The sequence below is a fragment of the Limnohabitans sp. 2KL-1 genome (genome assembly GCF_003063435.1).
Classification (GTDB): domain Bacteria; phylum Pseudomonadota; class Gammaproteobacteria; order Burkholderiales; family Burkholderiaceae_C; genus Limnohabitans_A.
This window is the reverse complement of the sequence record NZ_NESL01000005.1, coordinates 99,275-119,000: the sequence shown is the minus strand read 5'-3', so window position 1 is coordinate 119,000 and position 19,726 is coordinate 99,275. Positions and strand designations below refer to the sequence as shown.

The window sequence follows — 19,726 nt, the reverse complement described above, 5'->3', positions numbered from 1 at the left end:
CCATCGCCACTTTTTTGGGCAAATAAAACGCCAGTATTTGACAGCTTTGGCAGTGCAAATGCATTCTGTGTGATGTTTTTTGTGTATTTGTTGAATAAAATCTTTTAAAATGAGATTGTTGGGTATAAAATATAAAAATCGAATATATTGAAAACAAAAATCAGTTCAGAAGCCATGTTTGCTAGACATTTCCAATCCAATCGCTTGGCCGTTGATTTCGGGTTCACCCGTGCGCGTCAGCTTGGTGGGGTGCACAGTGGCGTGTGGCGCAAGGCAGTGCACCTGGCTGGACTGAATGAGCACCGTGCCTCGGGACTTGACATGCTGCGGCTCATGGGGCGGCAAGCACAAGCTTGGTTGAGTCGGGTCCGTCACCGTTTGCCCAACGCGTTGCTCGCGGGTTCGGGCGTGCAGTCGCTGCCGGCAATCCCCCTGATTCAACCTGACCTTCAAAGCGTGCCCCGGGTGACCGCTTTGCGCCCGAGCAGTTTGGTCGATGAGCGTTCATGGCTGTTTCGCCACCCTCTGTGGTGGAGTGTGGCTTTGGTGCTGGTGTCGGTGCAGTGGTCTCAATGGACGGCAAAAAGCGATGATCTGGCGGTGGTCTGGACCCCGCCCATCGAGCCGCCCGGTACTGTGATCGTCACGGGCCTTCCAGCAGCGCCTCAAAGCACACCCACTTCGCTTGCCTTGGCGGGTCCCGCCGGGGGGCTTTCAGCCCCATCGGCCATGTCCGCCGCCAGTCCGTCCGTTCAGCCCGCCAAGGCGGTGTCAGCCCCGCTCGAAGGGGCCGTGACCGCATCTGCTCAGTCCTTGAAATCGGGCGCTGCATCGGCAGGCGAACCAACGCCGGCCCTGCGTGCGGCGTTGGACCAATGGAGCTTGGCTTGGCGTCAGCAGAACATGCCGGCCTATTTGGGCATGTATGCCGAAAACTTTGCCACGCCACAGGGCCAGAGCCGATCTGCGTGGGAGAAGATGCGCACCACGCGCATCATGGGCAAGAAGAAAATCAGCCATGACATCCGTGATGTGACCGTCAAAGTCGATGGGGCCACCGCAGTCGTGACGTTCACGCAAATCTACGAAGATGAGCGGATGAAAATGACGGATCTGAAAACCCTCCATTGGGTCCAGCGCGATGGCCGCTGGCAGATCACGCGCGAAACCACGGGCTGACGGCTTGGCTGGGCCATTTTGCGGCCTGGTGGGGGCCGCGATTGCTCAACAGCGGCTCACAGCCACTTTTGCATGAAGCTGGCCTGGCCCGCTGCAGGGTCCAGCGCATAGGGCTCAAACCCAAAACCCAGATAACTTGTGAGTGCCCGGGCATTGCCCGTCAGCACCTCCAATGTCAGCTTGCAGCAACCACGGTCGATCGCATGTTGCTGCGCGGCCGCCAGCAAAGCCTGGCCCACACCTTGGCCCCGATGCCCCGGCAGCACGGCGATGTCGTGGATGTTCATCAGCGGCCTGGCCTTGAAGGTCGAATAGCCCTCAATGCAGTTGACCAATCCCACGGGCGTGTCGTCCAGCCAGGCGATGAAGCTGGCCGTGTCGGTGCGCCGGGCCAGGTCATCGCACAAGCGATCTTTCACATCCTGCGCCAGCGCTTCGCCCCCGCCCATGGGGTCTTGGGCGTAGGCGTCCAGCAGCATCACCAGGGCTTGGCGGTGGGCCGGGTTTTGGTAATCGACGGGCAGGATGTGAAGCGGCATGGTCAGGCGGTGGCGGGGGTCATGAAGGAGCGCACATTGTCCTTCATGCCAGCCATCACATGCCCGGCCAGCTGGTGCGCGGTGATGGCGCTGAGGGTCCAGCCCAGGTGGCCGTGGCCGGTGTTGTAGAACACATTGGCTTTTTTGCCTGCGCCCACGCGCGGCAGCATGTTGGGCATCATGGGGCGCAGACCGGCCCATGGCTCGACGCGGCGGGTGTCCACACCGGGGAAGCATTCGTTGACCCAGTTGACCAGCGGCTTGATGCGGTCGGCGCGGATGTCCAGGTCGATGCCGTTGAACTCGGCCGTGCCCGCGACGCGGAAGCGGTCTGCGCCCAGGCGACTGGTCACCAGTTTGGTTTCGTCATCGAGCAGGCTGACCTGCGGCGCAGCGGTCTGGCTGGCGGCGTCGTTCAGGCCGACGGTGATCGAGTAGCCCTTGACGGGGTAAATGTTCAGGCGATCGCCCAGCTGCGCCGCCAAGCGGCGGCCATGCACGCCCGCGCAAATCACGATGCCGTCAAAGCTCAGGGTCTCGGTTTGGCCCGCGTGCTGCACTTGCACGGTGGCGGTTTGGCCGTTCGAGGCGACATTCAGCACCTGGTGCTCGGTCAGGATCTTCACGCCCAGGCGCTCGCAGGCCTTGGCCAGGCCGAAGGTGAACTTGTGGATGTCACCCGTGGAGTCGCTCTCGGTGAAGTAGCCGCCGTAATACTGGCCTTGCAGGGTCGGCTCGATGGCTTTCATTTCGTTGGGGGTGACGGCTCGGCGGGGCAGGCCGCCTTGGGCCAGCAGCTTGGAGACTTCGCCCGCGTGGTCAAAGCCTTTTTTGTCGCGGTAGATGTGCAGGATGCCTTCGCGCTTGTGGTCAAAGTCGATGCCTTCGGCCTTGGCCCAGGCAAAGTGGTGCTCGCGCGATTCAATGGCCAGCCGGGCCGTGGCGATGGTGTTGTCTTTGTATTTGGGAATAGCGGCCACGAACTCGGCCATCCAGCTGAGTTTGTGCCAAGTGGGGGCGGGGTTCATCAAGAGCGGCGCATCGCTCTTGAGCATCCACTTGAGGCCTTTGATGATCGTGGACGGGTGGGTCCAGACTTCGGCGTTGGAGGCCGACAACTGCCCGCCGTTGGCATACGACGTTTCCATGCCGGGGTAGCGGTTTTTCTCGATCAGGGTGACCTGGATGCCTTGTTGGGCCAGGGCGTAGGCGGAGGTGACGCCGGTGATGCCGCCACCAATGATGACGATGTGTTTTTTCATGAAGCTTCTCTCGTTTCAACGTCTCAAACGGATGGACACGCTGCGCACCGGATGTGCGCGGCATGACCCCCTCTGTTTGAAACCTGAGAGATTCACCTCGTATGAGGCTTGCTCCTGCGGTGGTCCCGGGTGACGAACCTGGGACGCTCTTCAGAGTTTTTGACACGGATGTGTCTGCCTGCATCGGTCCTGGGTGCCTGAGAGTTTCCGGGGTGGTTGCTCCTTCGGCGCTGCCCTGATCCTGTGAAGGCGGGGCAGGCTCTCCCGATGCGGGCTTGGATTTCAGGTGATCTGTCCTCTTTTGAGTGAATGATTGTTCAGCGAAATGCGCGATCAGGCCGCGTAGTCGCTCACCGGGATGCAGCTGCAAAACAGGTTGCGGTCACCGTAGACGTTGTCGACCCGGCCCACCTGGGGCCAATATTTCACGCTGCCGGGCACGCGCTGGGCAAGAGCCGCACCGACTTCGCGGCTGTAGGGGCGGGTCCATTCGCTGGACATCACGCTGTCCGCCGTGTGTGGCGCGTTTTTCAGCGGGTTGTTGTCTTGCGGCCAAGTGCCGTTTTCCACCTGACGGATCTCTTCGCGGATGGCGATCATCGCGTCGATGAAGCGGTCAATCTCTTCCAGCGTCTCGCTCTCGGTGGGCTCGACCATCAGCGTGTTGGCCACTGGGAAGCTCAGCGTGGGCGCGTGGAAGCCGTAGTCCATCAGGCGCTTGGCCACGTCTTCGGCCATCACGCCGCAAGTGTCCTTGAAGTGGCGCAGGTCCAGGATGCATTCGTGGGCCACATGGCCGTTGTCACTGGCGTAGAGCGTAGGGTAGTGCGGGGCCAAGCGCTTGCTGATGTAGTTGGCCGCCAAAATCGCCGACTCGGTGGCGTGCTTCAGGCCTTCGGCACCCATCATGCGGCAGTACATCCAGCTGATGGGCAGCACGGCAGCATTGCCCAGTGGCGCGGCCGACACAGCACCCACGCCATTGACCGGTACACCGCCCGTGGCGTGGCCCGGCAGATAAGGCACCAGGTCTTCGACCACGCAGACGGGGCCAACGCCCGGGCCGCCGCCGCCGTGCGGGATGCAGAAGGTCTTGTGCAGGTTCAGGTGGCTCACATCGCCGCCAAACTCGCCCGGTGCGGCCACGCCCACCAGGGCGTTCATGTTGGCGCCGTCCACATACACGCGCCCGCCATGCTGGTGCACCAGCTCGCAGAGCTGCTTGACCTGCGTCTCGAACACGCCGTGTGTGCTGGGGTAGGTGATCATCACGGCGGCCAGGTTGGTGCTGTGCTGCTCGCACTTGGCGCGCAGGTCGTCCATGTCCACGTTGCCGTTCTCGTCACACTTGGTGACCACCACGGTCATGCCCACCATCTGGGCGCTGGCGGGGTTGGTGCCATGGGCACTCGACGGGATCAGGCAGATGTGGCGGTGGCCCTGGCCTTGGGCACGGTGGTAGGCCTGGATGACCAAGAGACCCGCGTATTCGCCCTGGCTGCCCGCGTTGGGCTGCAGGCTGATGCCTTTGTAACCCGTGGCCTGGCACAGCCAGTCGCGCAGCTGCTGGTCCAGCAGGGCATAGCCCTTCAATTGCCCGGCAGGGGCAAAGGGGTGGACGCCCGCAAACTCGGGCCAGGTGATAGGGATCATCTCGCTGGTGGCGTTGAGCTTCATGGTGCAGCTGCCCAGCGGGATCATGCTGCGGTCGAGTGCCAGGTCCTTGTCAGACAGCTGGCGGATGTAGCGCAGCATGCCGGTCTCGGAGTGGTAGCGGTTGAACACCGGGTGCGTGAGGAAGGCGCTGGTGCGGCGCAGCGACTCGGGAATCAGCGGGGCGATGCCTTTTTCGAACTGCTCGAACGAGGGCAGTTTCTGGCCGTCTTGGGCGAACAGCGCCCAGAGCGTCGCGATGTCTTCGCGCGTGGTGGTCTCGTCCAGGCTGATGCCCACAAAACCGGCGCGCCCCCCGCTGTAGCGGCGCAGGTTGAGCTGCTGGGCCACCGCTTGGGCGTGCAGGGCGTCGGCCGCTTGTGCACTGCCGCAGTCCACCGTGAGGGTGTCAAAAGCCGTGCCGTGCAGCAAGGACGCGCCCAAGGCTTTCAGGCCTTCGGCCAGCACGGCGGTGTAGCTCGCAATGCGGCGGGCGATGCGGGTCAGGCCCGCAGGGCCGTGGTAGACCGCGTACATGCTGGCGACCACAGCGGGCAGCACCTGCGCGGTGCAGATGTTGCTGGTGGCTTTTTCGCGGCGGATGTGCTGCTCGCGGGTTTGCAGGGCCAGGCGGTAGGCGGGTTTGCCGTGCACGTCCACGCTCACGCCGACCAGGCGGCCGGGCAGCGAGCGCTTGTATTCGTCGCGGCAGGCCATGAAGGCCGCGTGTGGACCGCCTGCGCCCATGGGCATGCCAAAACGTTGGGTGGTGCCCACCACGATGTCGGCCCCCATTTCGCCCGGCGACTTGAGCAGCACCAGCGCCATCAGGTCGGCGGCCAGGATGAAGGCGGCCTGCTTGCTGTGGATCAGGTCGGCGCTGAGTTGCCAGTCGGCCAGCCAGCCGCTGCTGCCCGGGTACTGGTTGAGGGCGGCAAAGTAATCGTCTTGTGCAATGGCCGCTTGCCATTCGTCGCCCGAGCGCACGAGCTTGACGGTGATGCCCAGTGGCGCGGCGCGGGTCTGGATGACTTCGATGGTCTGCGGGTGGCAGTCGCCGCTCACGATGAACACGTTGCCCTTGGCCTTGACCGAGCGCTTGGCCAGCGTCATGGCTTCGGCCGCTGCGGTGGCTTCGTCGAGCATGGAGGCGTTGGCGATCGGCATGCCGGTCAGGTCACACACCATGGTCTGGAAGTTGACCAGCGCTTCCATGCGGCCCTGTGAAATCTCGGCCTGGTAGGGCGTGTAGGCGGTGTACCAGGCGGGGTTTTCCAGGATGTTGCGCAGGATCACGCCGGGCGTGTGGGTGCCGTAATAGCCTTGGCCGATGAAACTCTTGAACAACTGGTTTTGCTGCGCCATGGCTTTGAGTTCGGCCAGCGCGGCAGCCTCGGTCACCGGGGCGGGCAGCTGCATGGCCTGGGCGCGGGCGATGCTGCGGGGCACGATGGACTCGATCAGGGCGCGGCGCGAGGCCTCGCCGATCACGCTCAGCATGTGCTGCTCGTCGGCGTCGCTGATGCCAATGTGGCGGGCGATGAATTCGGACGGATTTTCGAGTTCGCCCAAGGGCTTGAGGGTGGACATCAGCATGTGTGGCTCCGTTTAAAACATTCGGCAAGCGGCACGGCATGCCACTTGCCCAAGGCTCTGGATATTTGTGTGTTCTGTTCGGGTTGTGGGGTGAGGGTGCTGTGTGGTGTTTTGTCATGCCCGACTGGATCGGGCATCCATGGACCCCGAACCCCATCCGGGGTGACAAAACACTCAAAAGTTCATTCAGCCCGCCGAGAACTTGTTGTAAGCCGTCTCGTCCAGCAGGGCCTCGGCCTGTGCGGGGTTGGACAGCTTGACCTTGAAGAACCAGCCTTTGCCCAGGGGGTCGGTGTTGGCCAGCGAGGGGTCGCCGCGCAGTTCTTCGTTCACCTCGGTGATCTCGCCGTCCACGGGCATGTAAACGTCGGCGGCGGCCTTGACCGACTCGACCACGCCAGCAACCTCTTTGGCTGCAAAAGACTTGCCGACTTCGGGCAGGTCCACAAACACCACATCGCCCAGTGCGTCTTGTGCGTGGTGGGTGATGCCGACGACGGCGGTGTCACCGTCAATTTGCAACCATTCGTGGTCTTCGGTGTACTTGATCATGAGGGGGCTCCTTGTGTGTTGGGGTATTCAATCGGGGTCAGATCCCAATTGTTTGTCTGGTGAAGGCATGGAGATTTAATTGGGATCTGACCCCGATTAACTTCAACCGCGGTGATAGCGGTTGGGTACGAAGGGCAGGGCGCTGACGGTCATGGGCACGGCTTTGCCGCGCACAATGGCGTTCAGGCGTGTGCCTGCTGGCGCGTATTCTGCCTGCACATAGGCCAGCGCCACAGGCTGATCGGCCGTGGGGGCGAGCAGGCCGCTGGTGACTTCGCCCACTTTCTGGCCTGCGTCGTTGTGCAGATCCACATGCTCGCGCACCGGCACGCGCTCCAGGGCCACCAGGCCCACGCGCAAGCGCTGCGCCGGGCTTGCGCCGTCGAGCTGGGCCAGGATTTTGGCGGCACCGGGGAAGCCGCCTGCACGCGCGCCACCTGTGCGGCGCACCTTTTGCATGGCCCAGTTCAGGCCCGCTTCGACCGGGGTGGTGGTGGTGTCGATGTCGTTGCCGTACAGGCATAAACCGGCTTCCAGGCGCAGCGAGTTGCGCGCCCCCAGACCGATCGGCTTGACTTCGGGCTGGGCCAGCAGGGCACGAGCAAAGGCATCGGCCGCGTGGGCGGGCAGGGAGATTTCAAAACCGTCTTCACCGGTATAGCCGCTGCGGGTCACGTACAGGTCAGCGCCGTTCCATGTGGCAGGCATGCCGGTCATGAACACCAATTTTTCAACGCCGGGCAACAGGCGCTGCAAGGCGGTCACCGCCTGCGGACCTTGCAGGGCCAGCAAGGCGCGGTCAAATTGCGGCGTGATGGTGCAGCGGCGGCCGATGCGCTCTTGGATGTGGGCCAGATCGCCGTGCTTGCAAGCGCCGTTGACGATCACAAAAATGTCACCCCCGTTGGCCACATCGCGGTTCACGAACATCAGGTCGTCGATGATGCCGCCCTCGTCATTGAGCAGCAGGCCGTAGCGCTGTTTGTTCACGCCCAGCCCCATCACGTCCACCGGCATCAGGCTTTCAAAGGCGGCAGCGGCATCCGGCCCGCTCAGGCACAACTGGCCCATGTGCGAGACGTCGAACAGGCCAGCGGCGTTGCGGGTGTGGTGGTGCTCGGCGACCAGGCCCATTCCGGGTCCTTGGTATTGCACCGGCATGCTGTAGCCCGCAAAAGGCACCATGCGGGCGCCCAGCTCGATGTGCAGGGCGTTCAAAGGGGTGGTGAGCAAGTCGGCAGCAGCGGTCACACAGATCTCCAAGGGCAATGAAAAACCACAGCACATGCTGTGGCGCTTGCCCTCGCTGTCCGCTTTACCTGAGAGATTCGCCGGGACCATTCAGCCCAAAAGCCAAAAGTTCTGCGGGTTGCTCCTTCGGTGGATGCCGTGGCCCGATGGCCCGGCACCTCTCTCCAGTGAGGTAACGCCTTGATGAAAAGCGTTTTGTCAGTCCTTTTGCCTGAGCGTTCAGCAGTTTTTCAAACCGCCTGCGCCTTCGGCGGCCTGACTTGTTTCACAAGGGAAGACAAGTCAGGCGCTCTCCTGACAGGGGTGGATTCTAGCTTTATTTGGCGTACACCAGATCCCGCAAGGTCAGCGACAGGGCAGGCACATAGCTCACCACCATCAGACAGACCAGAATCACCAGCACGAAGGGGATCAAATCCTTGATCATCCGATCGAGCGATATGCGCGCTACCGTACAGGCCGCGAACAGGTTCACACCGAAAGGCGGTGTGATCATGCCCAGCGCCAGATTGACCACCATGATCAGGCCAAAGTGAACCGGGTCGATGCCAAAGTGCACCGCCACCGGGGCCAGGATGGGCGCCAACACGATGATGGCGGCGCTGGTTTCAATGAACATGCCGATCAGGAACAAAGCCGCATTCACACCCAACAGGAAGTAGGCAGGCGACTTGAGCACATCTTGCAGCCAGTGACCAATCGCTTCAGGCACGCCAGCACGCGTGATCAGGAAGGCGAACAAACCTGCGTTGGCAATGATGAACATGATCACCGCGCTCGACAACACCGATTTGCGCATGATCACGGCCAGGTCTTTCAGCTTGATCTCGCGGTAAATCAAGGTGCCAACGATCAAGGCGTAAAACACAGCGACAGCAGACGCTTCGGTGGGGGTGAACACCCCGCCGTAGATGCCACCCAAAATGATCACGGGCATCATCAGCGCCCAACCGGCTTGCCAAGAGGCCTTGCCAAAGCTCAGACGTCCTTCGCCGTCGTTTTTGCCCCAGCCCTTGTATTTGCAATACACCCAGACCCAGAACATCAAGGCCGCGCCGATGAAGAGACCAGGTCCAAAACCGGCAATGAACAATTCGCCAATAGAGACTTCGGCACTGACGCCGTACAAGATCATGGGAATCGAAGGCGGGATGATCACGCCCAACTCGGCCGATGTGGCTTGCAAAGAAGCCGCATAGGTGGTGGGGTAGCCGTGCTTGATGAGCGCGGGGATCAAGATGGTGCCGATGGCAAACGTGGTGGCCACCGACGAGCCCGAGACGGCAGCAAAAATCATGCAGGTCAGCACGCAGGTCATGGGCAAGCCGCCTTGTACGCCGCCCACAATGCTCTTGGCAAACTCCACCAGGCGGCGCGAGATGCCGCCCGTTTCCATGATGTTGCCCGCCAAGATAAAGAAAGGGATGGCGGCCAGCGGGAACTTGTTGATCGAATTGAACATCTCCTTGACGGAGATGAGCATGTTGGCGTTGCCGATTTGAATGCCGACGATGGCCGACAAACCGATAGAAACAGCCACCGAGATGGTGAGTGCAAAGCACAGCACCATGGTGCAAAGCATGACGACGCTCATTGTGCGGTCTCCAATTCAAGGCGCTGGGGATCGAGCCAATTGCCGATGATGCTGATCACGCTGAAACACGCACCCACTGGCAAAGCCATGTAAGCCCAAAACATGGACACATCTTCCAAGCCAATCATGGACTGGACCTTGCCGCGGTTGGCGTAGTCCCAGCCCCACCAAATGATGATGCACACCAAGGTGAGTGCGGCCAAAGCCACGGCAGTGTCCAGGATTTTTTTCATGCGTGGGCCGCTCCAGCGGTACAGCACGTCCACGCTGACCATCGCGCCTTGACGAAAAGCCATGGGGATGCCCATGAACACCATCCAGATCAAGCTGAACCGGATAAGGACCTCGGTCCATTCAACAGGAACTTCCAGCACGAAGCGGGTGAAAATTTGCAGCATGCCCAAACAGGCCGCCAAGGCCAACATCAAGCAGGCTACAAGCATGGAAAAAGCGGTGGTCCACTTTTCAATGCTCAGATAGAGCGAGCGCATAAAAAATCCTTCACGACAAAATCAAAAAGCGCCCGCCAATCCAGGATTGAGCGGGCGCTTTCATGAGCTTCAAATCACTTGAAGTTGCGGATGCGGTCCAAGTTGGCTTTGCCGAATTGCTTTTCAAACTCCGCCATGGCGGGGCCCATGGTGGCCAAGAACTTGGACTTGTCCACGTTCTCGATGATGTTCATGCCTTTTTTACGCAGCTCAGCCACGCCGTTGGCATCGTCTTTGTCCACGCGTGCACGGTTGGCTTTGACAGCTTCTTTGGCCGAGTCGAGGAAGATTTGCTTGTCGGCAGCGCTGAGTTTGTCGAATGAACCCTTGTTCATCAGGATCACCACGGGCGAATAAACGTGGCCTGTGAGTGTCAGGTGCTTTTGCACTTGGTCAAAGTTGGATGCCATGATCACCGACAGTGGGTTTTCTTGACCGTCCACAGTGCCTTGTTGCAAAGCGGTGAACACTTCAGGGAACGCCATGGGGGTGGTCACAATGCCCAAGCTCTTATAGGCCGCGACGTGCACCGGGTTTTCCATGGTGCGCATCTTCAGGCCCTTCAGATCGCCCGGCTCATTCACCGCACGCTTGCTGTTGGTCATGTGGCGCACGCCGTTTTCACCCCAAGCCAAAGCCTTGAAGCCTTTGGCGTCGAACTTGGTCAGCAACTCTTGGCCAATGGGGCCGTCCAGCACGGCGCGAGCGTGTGCTTTGTCACGGAACAAGAAGGGCACGTCCAGGATGCGCGACTCGGGCACAAAGTTGGGCACAGGGCCGGTGGATGTGGTGGCCAGTTCTTGGGTACCCAGTTGCACGGATTCGATGGACTCGCGCTCGCCGCCCAAGGAACCGGAGTAGAAGTTCTGGATCTTGATGCGACCGTTGGTGCGCTTTTCAACTTCTTTGGCCAAAGTGTCAATGGCTTCACCCTGGTGGGAGTTCTGGCCGACAGAGATGCTGTTGCGCATGGTGACTTGCGCAGAGGCTGTGGCCAGGACACCGATGGCCAAACTCAGGCCCAACATCAGTTTGCTCAATTTCATTCGAAAGCTCCTCGTGGATCAATGGACGACAACAGGTTGCGGATCAACTTGTCATACAAGTTTCATTATGGGGTGCTCGCAAGCGGGTTCGACTACGGGTTTTCGCGGGGGTGGTGATACCTTGGTGACGCTGTGTGGGAGGGGTGCCCTCGCCGCGAAAGTGGTCTTGCACAGCACAGCCGATGCTTGCACCCAAAAAAAGAGGCCCTGCAGGGCCTCTCAAAGTGTATGCACAGGACTTACATGCCCGTGTAGTTCGGTCCACCACCGCCTTCGGGCGTGACCCAGACGATGTTTTGCGTCGGGTCCTTGATGTCGCAGGTCTTGCAGTGCACGCAGTTTTGCGCGTTGATCTGCAATCGGTCGCTGTTGTCTTCGTTCTTGACGAACTCGTATACCCCAGCTGGACAGTAGCGCGATTCGGGGCCTGCGTACTTGGCCAGGTTGATGCCCACGGGCACCGAAGCGTCTTTGAGCGTCAGGTGGGCAGGCTGGTTTTCTTCGTGGTTGGTGTTGCTGATGAACACGCTGGACAGGCGATCAAAGGTCAGCTTGCCGTCCGGTTTCGGGTACTCGATCTTCTCGCACTCGGCCGCAGGCTTGAGGTAAGTGTGGTCGGCCTTGTCGCGGCGCAGCGTCCACGGAATGTGGCCGCGCAGCACAAACTGCTCAAAGCCGTTCATCAGCGTGGCGACCGTGAGGCCCTTTTTGAACCAGCTCTTGAAGTTGCGCGACTTGTTCAGCTCGGTGTGCAGCCAGCTGGCTTCGAAGGCCTCGGGGTAGGCGCTCAGCTCGTCGTGTTGGCGACCTGCCACCACCGCGTCGTAGGCAGCTTCAGCGGCCAGCATGCCGGTCTTGATGGCGGCGTGGCTGCCCTTGATGCGGCTCACGTTCAGATAACCGGCGTCACAACCGACCAGTGCGCCGCCCGGGAACACGGTCTTGGGCAGGCTCATCAGGCCGCCTGCGGTGATGGCACGGGCACCGTAGCCGATGCGCTTGGCATTGACTTCGCCTTGGTCGTTGGTGAAGTACCACTGGATGTTGTTGTGGGTTTTCCAGCGCTGGAACTCTTCAAACGGGCTGAGCCAGGGGTTGGCGTAGTCCAGACCCACCACGTAGCCAATGGCGATCTTGTTGTCTTCCATGTGGTACATGAAAGCGCCGCCGTAGGTGTCGTTGTTCATGGGCCAGCCGGCGGTGTGCATCACAAAACCGGGGGTGTGGCGTGAGGGGTCGATTTCCCAGACTTCCTTGATGCCGATGCCATAGGTCTGCGGATCGCGGCCTTCGTCCAACTTGTACTTGGCGATCAACTGCTTGCCCAGATGGCCGCGTGCGCCTTCGGCGAACACGGTGTATTTGCCGTGCAGCTCCATGCCGAGCTGGAAGTTCTCGGTCGGCTCGCCGTCTTTGCCGATGCCCATATTGCCGGTGGCCACGCCTTTGACGCTGCCATCTTCGTTGTAGAGCACTTCGGCGGCGGTGAAGCCGGGGAAGATTTCCACGCCCAGGTTTTCAGCCTGCTGGCCAAGCCAGCGGGTGAAATTGCTCAGGCTGATGATGTAGTTGCCGTGGTTTTGGGCGCACTCGGGCAAGAAGATGCCGGGGGTGCGGGTCGCGCCGGTCTCGCTCAAAAAGCTCCAGGCGTCATCGGTCACGGGCTGGTTGAGGGGGGCACCGCGTTCTTTCCAGTCGGGGAAGAGTTCGGTCAGGGCCTTGGGGTCCATGATGGCGCCGCTCAGGATGTGGGCGCCGGGCTCGCCGCCTTTTTCCAGCACGACGACCGATACGTCGGTGCCTTTTTCAGCGGCCAGTTGTTTGAGGCGGATGGCCGTGGACAGGCCAGCGGGGCCGCCACCGACCACGACCACGTCGTAGGGCATGGATTCGCGGGGGCCGTAGGTGCTGAGGATTTCTTCGGGGCTCATGACAGTCTCTTTGAGGATAGTTGCGGATGCGGTGCCCGGGCGCACGGCTTGTCGGGCGTGTGACTCATTTTATGCATCTTGGGGGCTGTTCCCCCGCACAATGGCGTCAGCCGTTAATGGCATTAGCCGTTTGTAGCAACGGACGCGAAACCCCTGGAAGGATTTGTCATGGCTTATGAAATCGATTTGTCGGGCCGCGTGGCCCTGGTCACCGGCGCATCAGGCGGCCTGGGCGCGCAATTTGCCAAAACCCTGGCTGCCGCCGGTGCCGGCGTGGTGTTGGCCAGCCGCCGGATTGAAAAGCTCAAGGGCCTGCGGGCCGAGATCGAAGCCGCAGGCGGTGACGCCCATGTGGTCGAGATGGACGTGACCGACCGCCACAGCATTGCGGCGGCTGTGGCTCACGCCGAAACCGAGATGGGCAGCATCGACATTTTGGTGAACAACTCGGGCGTGAGCACCACCCAGCGCATCCAGGACGTGACCGAAGAAGATTACGACTTCATCATGAACACCAATGTGCGCGGCGCATTTTTTGTGGCGCAAGAGGTGGGCAAGCGCATGCTGGCGCGGGCCAAAGGCGCAGCGCCGGGCAGTTTCACGGGCGGGCGCATCATCAACATCGCGTCGATGGCGGGCCTGAAGGTGTTGCCGCAGATCGGCGTGTACTGCATGAGCAAAGCCGCTGTGATCCAGATGACCAAGGCTTTTGCGGTGGAGTGGGGGCGTTTTGGCATCAACGTGAACGCGATTTGCCCCGGCTACATCGACACCGAAATCAACCACCACCACTGGCAGACCGAGCAGGGCCAAAAGCTCATCAGCATGCTGCCGCGCAAACGCGTGGGCCAGCCGCAAGACCTGGATGCCTTGCTGATGCTGCTGGCCAGTGACCAGAGCCACTTCATCAATGGCGCGGTGGTCTCGGCCGACGACGGCTTTGCGGTGTGAGGGGCAAGCCATGAAACTGGAACTGCCTGAGCGCAAGAATCTGGTGAATGAACTGGTCATCCCCATCCGCTGGGGCGACATGGACGCCATGGGCCACGTCAACAACACGGTGTACTTCCGCTATCTGGAGACCACCCGCATCGACTGGTTCGACAAGATCGGCTTTGTGCCGAACCCGCAAGGTGAGGGGCCGGTGATCGCGAACGCGTTTTGCAACTTTTACAAACAGTTTGAATACCCGGGTGACATCCTGGCCAAGATGTATGTGAGCGATCCGGGCCGCACGACGTTTGAAAGCTGGTGCACGCTGGAGCGCACCGACCAGCCTGGCGTGGTGTTTGCCGCAGGCGGCGCAACCACCATCTGGGTGGATTTCCCCAAGCAAAAAGCCGTGACACTGCCCGACTGGGTGCGGGCCTTGGTCAGCGACTGAGGTTTTTTATGCGGCGGATTGTGCTGGGGTGCCCACCGCACGCCACTGGTCGGCGTGGTTTTGCAGCCAGTCTTGCGACAGGGTAGGGCTGCCCACCTGCATGGGGTGAAAGTCGCGGCGGGTGTAGGCCCAGATGGGCTTGGCCACGCGCCAGACCATGCCGTGGCGACCAAACAAAAATTTGGACGCCGACCACCAGGTCGAGGGCTTGAACAGCGTCTTGTCATGCCAGAGGTTGTTGACCGTCTGGCGGAACACGTCGGTGCTGAACTGCACCGTCACGTACCAGAACCAGCGCATGCGCCAGGTGTGGTTGCCGCCCAGGCGTTGGTAAATGTCAAAGGCCACGCATTTGTGCTCGGACTCTTCGGCCGAGTGCCAGCGCCACAAGGTCTTGAGAGGTTCTTCGGCCCCGGCAAACCAGTCACCGGGCTGGTCGATGCGCTCCAGTGTCAGGTCGCCAAAAATCGAGGTGTAGTGTTCAAACGCAGCGGTGATGGCCAGTTCGTGCAGGTGGCCTTTGGCGCTTTTGCTGAAGAACTCCTCGCGTCCTTTTTGCAGGCGTCGCTCGGCGCGTGGGCCCCAATGGTTCACCAGGCCCTGCTTTTCCAGGTGGGCGTTGTACAGGCTGTGCAGGTGGCGGTGTGTCGCCTCCTGGCCGATGAAGCCTTTGGCAATCTGCTTGAGCTCGGCGTTTTCCGGCGTGTCGGGAAGGTGTTTGGCACCTGCCTTGACCGCATCGATGAAGGACTGCTCCCCCACCGGAAAGCTCATGGACAAGGCATTGGCGTAAGCGGTCAAAAATGCATCGCCGCCGTTCCAGTGGCGTGAAAAGCCTTGGCTCAAGTCCACACTCAAACGGCGCACAGTCAACTCGGTCGGGGCGGCAGGGTGGGGGCTCATGGTGTGTCTTTTCGGCAGATGGGTCAGAATATGAGCATTGTTCAGGTTTTGCAAAGACCTTGCAACTCGCTATCTGCTCACATTTTTCCCAAGGTCGTTCATGCCCTCTTCCAAACCCGCCGGCAAGCCGCAAGCCCCGTCCAGCCTGCGTCGTCAGCCTTCGCAGGCGAGGGCGCAGCAAACCATGCAGACCTTGTTCAAAGCCGCTGCTCAGATTTTGGACAAGGAAGGCGAGGGCGGTTTGACCACCAACAAGGTGGCTGCAGCGGCCGGTTTTTCGATTGGCACGCTGTACCAATACTTTCCGAGCAAAGAGGTGCTGGTGCGTGCCATGGCCGCACGCGGGCAAGCTTTGGTTCTGCAACAACTGGAGGGCTACCTGAGCGAGTTGGAAACCCGCGCCGATGTGCAGCAAATGGATGGCCGCGAGTTGCTGGGCAAAGCCATCCACATCCTGCTGCAGGGTTTTGCCAAAGGCAAAGGCTTGAGCCAAACCCTGATCCGCCTGGGCTGGACGCTGGAAAAACCAGACGAAACCGCCAACGCTGTGCGCCAGGTGGCCGACCGGTTGGCCGTGTTTTTTGAACGCATCGCTCACCCGGCGCTGCAAACGCCCAGCACAGCCCAAATGTTTGTGTTGACCCGTTCGGTGATTGGCACGCTGCGCAGCGCCAGCTTGGAAAAATCACCTTTGCTTGGCAGCCCTGCGTTCGAAGACACACTGACCCAAATGGCTTGGGCCTTGCTGGCCAGAGCCGAATCTGACGCCCGGGCAGGCCGGGCTTGACATCGGGTCGTCAGGGCGCTGGTTTGGCCTTGGGCGCACGGCCCATCAGGTAAAACTCGGGATTGGGCATCATGCCGCTGAAGCTGGCCATGCGGTTACTCAGGCCAAAGAAGGCGGTGATGGCCGCGATGTCCCAGATGTCTTCGTCGTTGAAGCCGTGGGCGTGCAGGGCGGCAAAGTCGGCGTCTTCCACTTGATCAGAGTGCTGGCAGACCTTCATCGCGAAGTCGAGCATGGCGCGCTGGCGCGGGCTGATGTCGGCCTTACGGTGGTTGATGGCCACTTGATCGGCCACCAGCGGCTTTTTCTCGTAAATGCGCAGGATGGCGCCATGCGCCACCACGCAGTACAGGCAGTGGTTGGCCGCGCTGGTGGTGGTCACGATCATCTCGCGCTCGCCCTTGGTCAGGCCACTTTCACGCCCCACCGACTCGGGCACCATCAGGGCATCGTGGTATGCAAAAAACGCACGCCACTCGGCCGGCCGGCGGGCAAAGGCCAAAAACACATTCGGCACAAAACCGGCTTTTTCTTGTACCTCCAGCACTTTGGCTTTGATGTCGTCTGGCAAGTCATTGATTTCAGGGGCAGGGTAGCGGGGGCTCATGCGGGTCCTTGGTTGCGTCTTGCCCGCGAAGGCGGGCATCCATGTAGGGGCTGGACACCGATTATGCTGACGACCATTTCAGGAGCCTGTCATGTCCAACACACCCAAACCCACACCCTCGCCTGCGCAACAAGCCCGCGCCGAGCGCCCTGACGATGCCGCCTTTCAGGCCGGTATCGACACCCGCACCCAGGTCATGGGGGCTGAATTTGTGGACCGCGCCTTTGGCAACGCCACCGATTACACCTTGCCCATGCAGGAATTCATCACCCGCAACGCTTGGGGCAATGTGTGGCAACGCCCGGGTCTGGACTTGAAAACCCGCAGTTTGGTCACCGTGGCCATGCTCACCGCTTTGGGCAAACAACACGAGCTCAAAGGCCATGTGCGCGGGGCACTCCACAACGGTGCCACGCCCGAGGAGTTGCGCGAAGTCATGCTGCACGCCACGGTGTATTGCGGATTCCCCACCGCCATCGATGCGTTCCGGACGGTGGCGGAGGTGGTGGAGGGGGCAAAGTGATGTCGACGGGTGCCTTAATTCGCTATGAATTGGCTTCGCCTGAGGCGGGTACGACCGTCGCTGTCACGGTCATTGACATGTTGGGCGAGGAGCGAGTGGTGGCGCTGACGTCGTGAGCGGCTTCAGCGGGCTGATCAGTTGTCCAGTGTGTCAGGCTTGTTCAGCGCTTTTTTGTCTGCTGACTGCACGCGGCGCTCCACTTTTTTGACATCTTCTTCAGGTGGCAAACTTTCAGGACGGATACCTCGTTCCAGCAATGTGTTGCGCACGGCTTGGTTGTTGGTGATGTGTTCTGTGGAGATTTCGCCCTCGCTGCCCATTTTGTGCTGGCGCGCGTTGAAGATGGTGATCTCGGTCGCGAAGTCTTTGGCTTTGAGCAAGATGGTGGGGGCGAAGTCGGCCAGCGGGCGGCTGTCGGGTACTTTCCACTGCGACTTCATGGCCTGGGTGCTTTTACCAAACAGGGCGTGGTCGCCTTTGCTGCGGATCAGAGCAAAGTCCTGGGTTCCTCCGGTTTGCTCAAAGATGACTTGCGAGAGTTCTTTTTCAGTTTCGGTGAGTTTCCTGCGTGCTTGAATGCGTTCGGCTTCAAGCATCCGTTGCTCAATCAGCTCTGCTTTGCGGGTTTGGACCGCAAAGTAGGTTTGGGCAAAGGCAATCTCCGGTTTGCGCGGGTCACCGTTCTGAGCGATGAGGTAGCACGCATAGCGGGTGAGCATGATGTCGTCGATGTCGCGCTGGCTACCCGAGCCCAGATCGACCATTTTCCTGACGTCAGGAAAATGGTTGACGGTTTCATTGCCGGAGACTTCACAGGCTGTTTTGGCTTTGTGAACGACATTCAGAAAGTTTTCCCACTTGCTATAGCCCAGCAGGTGCTGAATGTCACGGGCTAACCAATATTCCACACCGTTTTCGGTTTGTTGCGCATGCCCCTCGAACGTGTCGGTGAGGGCCTGAATCTGTTCTTTTTTCATACTCGGATCTCCCTTTGTGTATTCGTCCGAAGACTATTTTTGTGTTCAAAAAATGAATTGAATCGTATGACAAGCGCCCGTCATTCTCAAGACCTTCACCCCCTCACCAATTTTTGAATCAAATCCGCCGCCCCCGATGCCTGGTATTTGCGCATCAGCTTGACGCGGTAAATCTCCACCGTGCGGTGGCTGATGCCCAAGGCCCGGCCGATTTCCTTGCTGGTTTGGCCGTCCATCAAATGGGCGGCGACTTCGCGTTCGCGGGCGGTGAGTTCGGCCTTGACGGGTTTGCGGGCCGACAGGTCTTCAAAGGTCCAGATGCCCGCTTCGTGGGGGGCGTCGCGGTTGAGCGCCCGGCCGGTCACATGGCACCAGAAGGTTTCGCCCTTCAAGCGCCCGTCCACCCGCTTCATCACCCGGTCATCGGCATACACGCCGTTGGCGTTCAGGATGGGCGCGATGCGCTGGCCGGTGCGTTCGTATTCGTCGGCGCTGGGGTAAAGCAGTTGAAAGCTTTGGCCGATGAGCTGTTCCCGGCTCACGCCAAACATCTCGCACACGCGTTGGTTGCAGTCGACGATGGCGCGGTTGCGCGAAAGCACCATGCCGACAGGGGCGAGGTCAAAGGCGAGGCGGTAGTCGATGTCGGTGTGCATGTTTGGCTAAGGGCCACCCTCTACGAAAAACTACGTAGTTGAATACGTAGTATCGTAACGCTTTCATCCTTCTACTGGAGACCGGTGTGAACAAGATTTTTCCTTCCGCAGCCGAAGCCCTCAAGGGCATCGTCGCTGACGGTCAACTCATTGGTGTGGGCGGTTTTGGCCTGTGCGGCATCCCCGAGGCACTGATCGACGCCTTGCGCGACAGCGGTGTGCAGAACCTGACCGCTATTTCGAACAACGCGGGCGTGGACGATTTTGGTCTGGGCAAGCTGCTGCAGACCCGTCAGATCAAGAAAATGATTTCGTCTTATGTGGGTGAGAACAAGGAGTTCGAGCGCCAGTACCTGGCGGGCGAGTTGGCTTTGGAATTCACGCCGCAAGGCACGCTGGCCGAGAAGCTGCGTGCGGGCGGTGCGGGCATCCCGGCCTTCTTCACCAAGACCGGTGTGGGCACTTTGGTGGCCGAAGGCAAAGAGCTGCGCGAGTTTGACGGCGAGACCTATGTGATGGAGCGTTCGCTGGTGCCCGATGTGGCGCTGGTCAAGGCGCATCGTGCCGACAAGTCCGGTAACCTGCAGTTCCGTTACACCTCGCGCAACTTCAACCCGGCGGTGGCCATGGCCGGCAAGATTTGCGTGGTCGAGGTCGAAGAGATCGTGGAAACCGGCGACATGCACCCCGACAGCGTGCACCTGCCCGGTATTTATGTGCACCGCATCGTGCTGAACGCTAAACCGGAAAAGCGCATCGAAAAACGCACGATTACAGAAAAGGCGGGAGTCTGAT

The 19,726-nt window shown here is 60.5% G+C and carries 19 protein-coding genes and 4 riboswitches; of the genes, 6 read left to right on the top strand and 13 right to left on the bottom strand.

What is annotated here, in order from left to right:
* Positions 1-204 precede the first annotated feature (204 nt).
* Complete coding sequence (locus B9Z47_RS12460; protein WP_158271677.1) at positions 205-1,179, top strand: nuclear transport factor 2 family protein; 975 nt, start codon at positions 205-207, stop codon at positions 1,177-1,179.
* Between the two features lie 56 nt (positions 1,180-1,235).
* Here the strand turns inward: B9Z47_RS12460 and B9Z47_RS12455 are convergent, their stop codons facing one another.
* The 9 genes from B9Z47_RS12455 to B9Z47_RS12415 form a co-directional block, all read right to left on the bottom strand.
* Complete coding sequence (locus B9Z47_RS12455) at positions 1,236-1,718, bottom strand: GNAT family N-acetyltransferase (protein ID WP_108331563.1); 483 nt, start codon at positions 1,716-1,718, stop codon at positions 1,236-1,238.
* Between the two features lie 2 nt (positions 1,719-1,720).
* Positions 1,721-2,980, bottom strand: coding sequence for a D-amino acid dehydrogenase (locus B9Z47_RS12450; protein WP_108331562.1), 1,260 nt, complete (start codon positions 2,978-2,980; stop codon positions 1,721-1,723).
* A gap of 62 nt (positions 2,981-3,042) precedes the next feature.
* Positions 3,043-3,144: riboswitch (glycine riboswitch) on the bottom strand.
* A 10-nt stretch (positions 3,145-3,154) separates the two neighbouring features.
* Positions 3,155-3,257: riboswitch (glycine riboswitch) on the bottom strand.
* A 56-nt stretch (positions 3,258-3,313) separates the two neighbouring features.
* Positions 3,314-6,229: an aminomethyl-transferring glycine dehydrogenase gene (gcvP, locus tag B9Z47_RS12445; RefSeq protein ID WP_108331561.1), complete on the bottom strand. Its 2,916-nt coding sequence runs from the start codon at positions 6,227-6,229 to the stop codon at positions 3,314-3,316.
* Between the two features lie 186 nt (positions 6,230-6,415).
* On the bottom strand, positions 6,416-6,781 hold the full coding sequence (gene gcvH, locus B9Z47_RS12440) for a glycine cleavage system protein GcvH (protein ID WP_108331560.1): 366 nt from the start codon (positions 6,779-6,781) through the stop codon (positions 6,416-6,418).
* Positions 6,782-6,883: 102 nt separating this feature from the next.
* Positions 6,884-8,068 (bottom strand): glycine cleavage system aminomethyltransferase GcvT, encoded by a 1,185-nt coding sequence (gcvT, locus tag B9Z47_RS12435; RefSeq protein WP_199226396.1) that lies wholly within the window; start codon positions 8,066-8,068, stop codon positions 6,884-6,886.
* Positions 8,069-8,077: 9 nt separating this feature from the next.
* Positions 8,078-8,210: riboswitch (glycine riboswitch) on the bottom strand.
* Between the two features lie 11 nt (positions 8,211-8,221).
* Positions 8,222-8,339, bottom strand: a riboswitch (glycine riboswitch).
* A 9-nt stretch (positions 8,340-8,348) separates the two neighbouring features.
* Positions 8,349-9,626 (bottom strand): TRAP transporter large permease, encoded by a 1,278-nt coding sequence (locus tag B9Z47_RS12430; RefSeq protein WP_108331559.1) that lies wholly within the window; start codon positions 9,624-9,626, stop codon positions 8,349-8,351.
* Positions 9,623-10,117 carry a TRAP transporter small permease gene (locus B9Z47_RS12425; protein ID WP_108331558.1) on the bottom strand — a complete coding sequence of 165 codons (495 nt, stop codon included), beginning with the start codon at positions 10,115-10,117 and terminating at the stop codon, positions 9,623-9,625. The genes B9Z47_RS12430 and B9Z47_RS12425 overlap by 4 nt, the downstream gene beginning before the upstream one ends.
* Positions 10,118-10,191: 74 nt before the next feature.
* Entirely contained in the window at positions 10,192-11,163 is a 972-nt protein-coding gene (locus tag B9Z47_RS12420; RefSeq protein WP_108331557.1) for a TRAP transporter substrate-binding protein, read from the bottom strand.
* Between the two features lie 239 nt (positions 11,164-11,402).
* Positions 11,403-13,094, bottom strand: a complete 1,692-nt coding sequence (locus B9Z47_RS12415; protein ID WP_108331556.1) for an electron transfer flavoprotein-ubiquinone oxidoreductase — start codon at positions 13,092-13,094, stop codon at positions 11,403-11,405.
* Between the two features lie 168 nt (positions 13,095-13,262).
* On the opposite strand from B9Z47_RS12415, the gene B9Z47_RS12410 reads away from it, so the two are divergent.
* Both B9Z47_RS12410 and B9Z47_RS12405 read left to right on the top strand, forming a co-directional pair.
* Complete coding sequence (locus B9Z47_RS12410) at positions 13,263-14,045, top strand: SDR family oxidoreductase (protein ID WP_108331555.1); 783 nt, start codon at positions 13,263-13,265, stop codon at positions 14,043-14,045.
* Between the two features lie 10 nt (positions 14,046-14,055).
* Positions 14,056-14,478 carry a thioesterase family protein gene (locus tag B9Z47_RS12405; RefSeq protein ID WP_108331554.1) on the top strand — a complete coding sequence of 141 codons (423 nt, stop codon included), beginning with the start codon at positions 14,056-14,058 and terminating at the stop codon, positions 14,476-14,478.
* A 6-nt stretch (positions 14,479-14,484) separates the two neighbouring features.
* On the opposite strand, the gene B9Z47_RS12400 is transcribed toward B9Z47_RS12405, so the two are convergent.
* Positions 14,485-15,381 carry a metal-dependent hydrolase gene (locus B9Z47_RS12400; protein WP_108331553.1) on the bottom strand — a complete coding sequence of 299 codons (897 nt, stop codon included), beginning with the start codon at positions 15,379-15,381 and terminating at the stop codon, positions 14,485-14,487.
* Positions 15,382-15,481: 100 nt separating this feature from the next.
* Between B9Z47_RS12400 and B9Z47_RS12395 the strand changes: the two genes are divergently transcribed.
* Positions 15,482-16,168 (top strand): TetR/AcrR family transcriptional regulator, encoded by a 687-nt coding sequence (locus tag B9Z47_RS12395; RefSeq protein WP_233253788.1) that lies wholly within the window; start codon positions 15,482-15,484, stop codon positions 16,166-16,168.
* 10 nt (positions 16,169-16,178) lie between these two features.
* Here B9Z47_RS12395 and B9Z47_RS12390 read toward each other — a convergent pair whose 3' ends face one another.
* Complete coding sequence (locus tag B9Z47_RS12390) at positions 16,179-16,775, bottom strand: peroxidase-related enzyme (protein WP_108331552.1); 597 nt, start codon at positions 16,773-16,775, stop codon at positions 16,179-16,181.
* Positions 16,776-16,866: 91 nt separating this feature from the next.
* Between B9Z47_RS12390 and B9Z47_RS12385 the strand changes: the two genes are divergently transcribed.
* A complete protein-coding gene (locus B9Z47_RS12385; RefSeq protein ID WP_108331551.1) occupies positions 16,867-17,298 on the top strand; it encodes a carboxymuconolactone decarboxylase family protein in 432 nt (143 codons plus the stop codon).
* Between the two features lie 134 nt (positions 17,299-17,432).
* On the opposite strand, the gene dinD is transcribed toward B9Z47_RS12385, so the two are convergent.
* Both dinD and B9Z47_RS12375 read right to left on the bottom strand, forming a co-directional pair.
* Positions 17,433-18,275 (bottom strand): DNA damage-inducible protein D, encoded by an 843-nt coding sequence (gene dinD / locus B9Z47_RS12380; RefSeq protein WP_108331550.1) that lies wholly within the window; start codon positions 18,273-18,275, stop codon positions 17,433-17,435.
* A 95-nt stretch (positions 18,276-18,370) separates the two neighbouring features.
* Positions 18,371-18,931, bottom strand: a complete 561-nt coding sequence (locus tag B9Z47_RS12375) for a PAS and helix-turn-helix domain-containing protein (protein ID WP_108331549.1) — start codon at positions 18,929-18,931, stop codon at positions 18,371-18,373.
* Between the two features lie 86 nt (positions 18,932-19,017).
* On the opposite strand from B9Z47_RS12375, the gene B9Z47_RS12370 reads away from it, so the two are divergent.
* Positions 19,018-19,725 carry a CoA transferase subunit A gene (locus tag B9Z47_RS12370; protein WP_108331548.1) on the top strand — a complete coding sequence of 236 codons (708 nt, stop codon included), beginning with the start codon at positions 19,018-19,020 and terminating at the stop codon, positions 19,723-19,725.
* The last annotated feature ends 1 nt before the right edge of the window (position 19,726 follow it).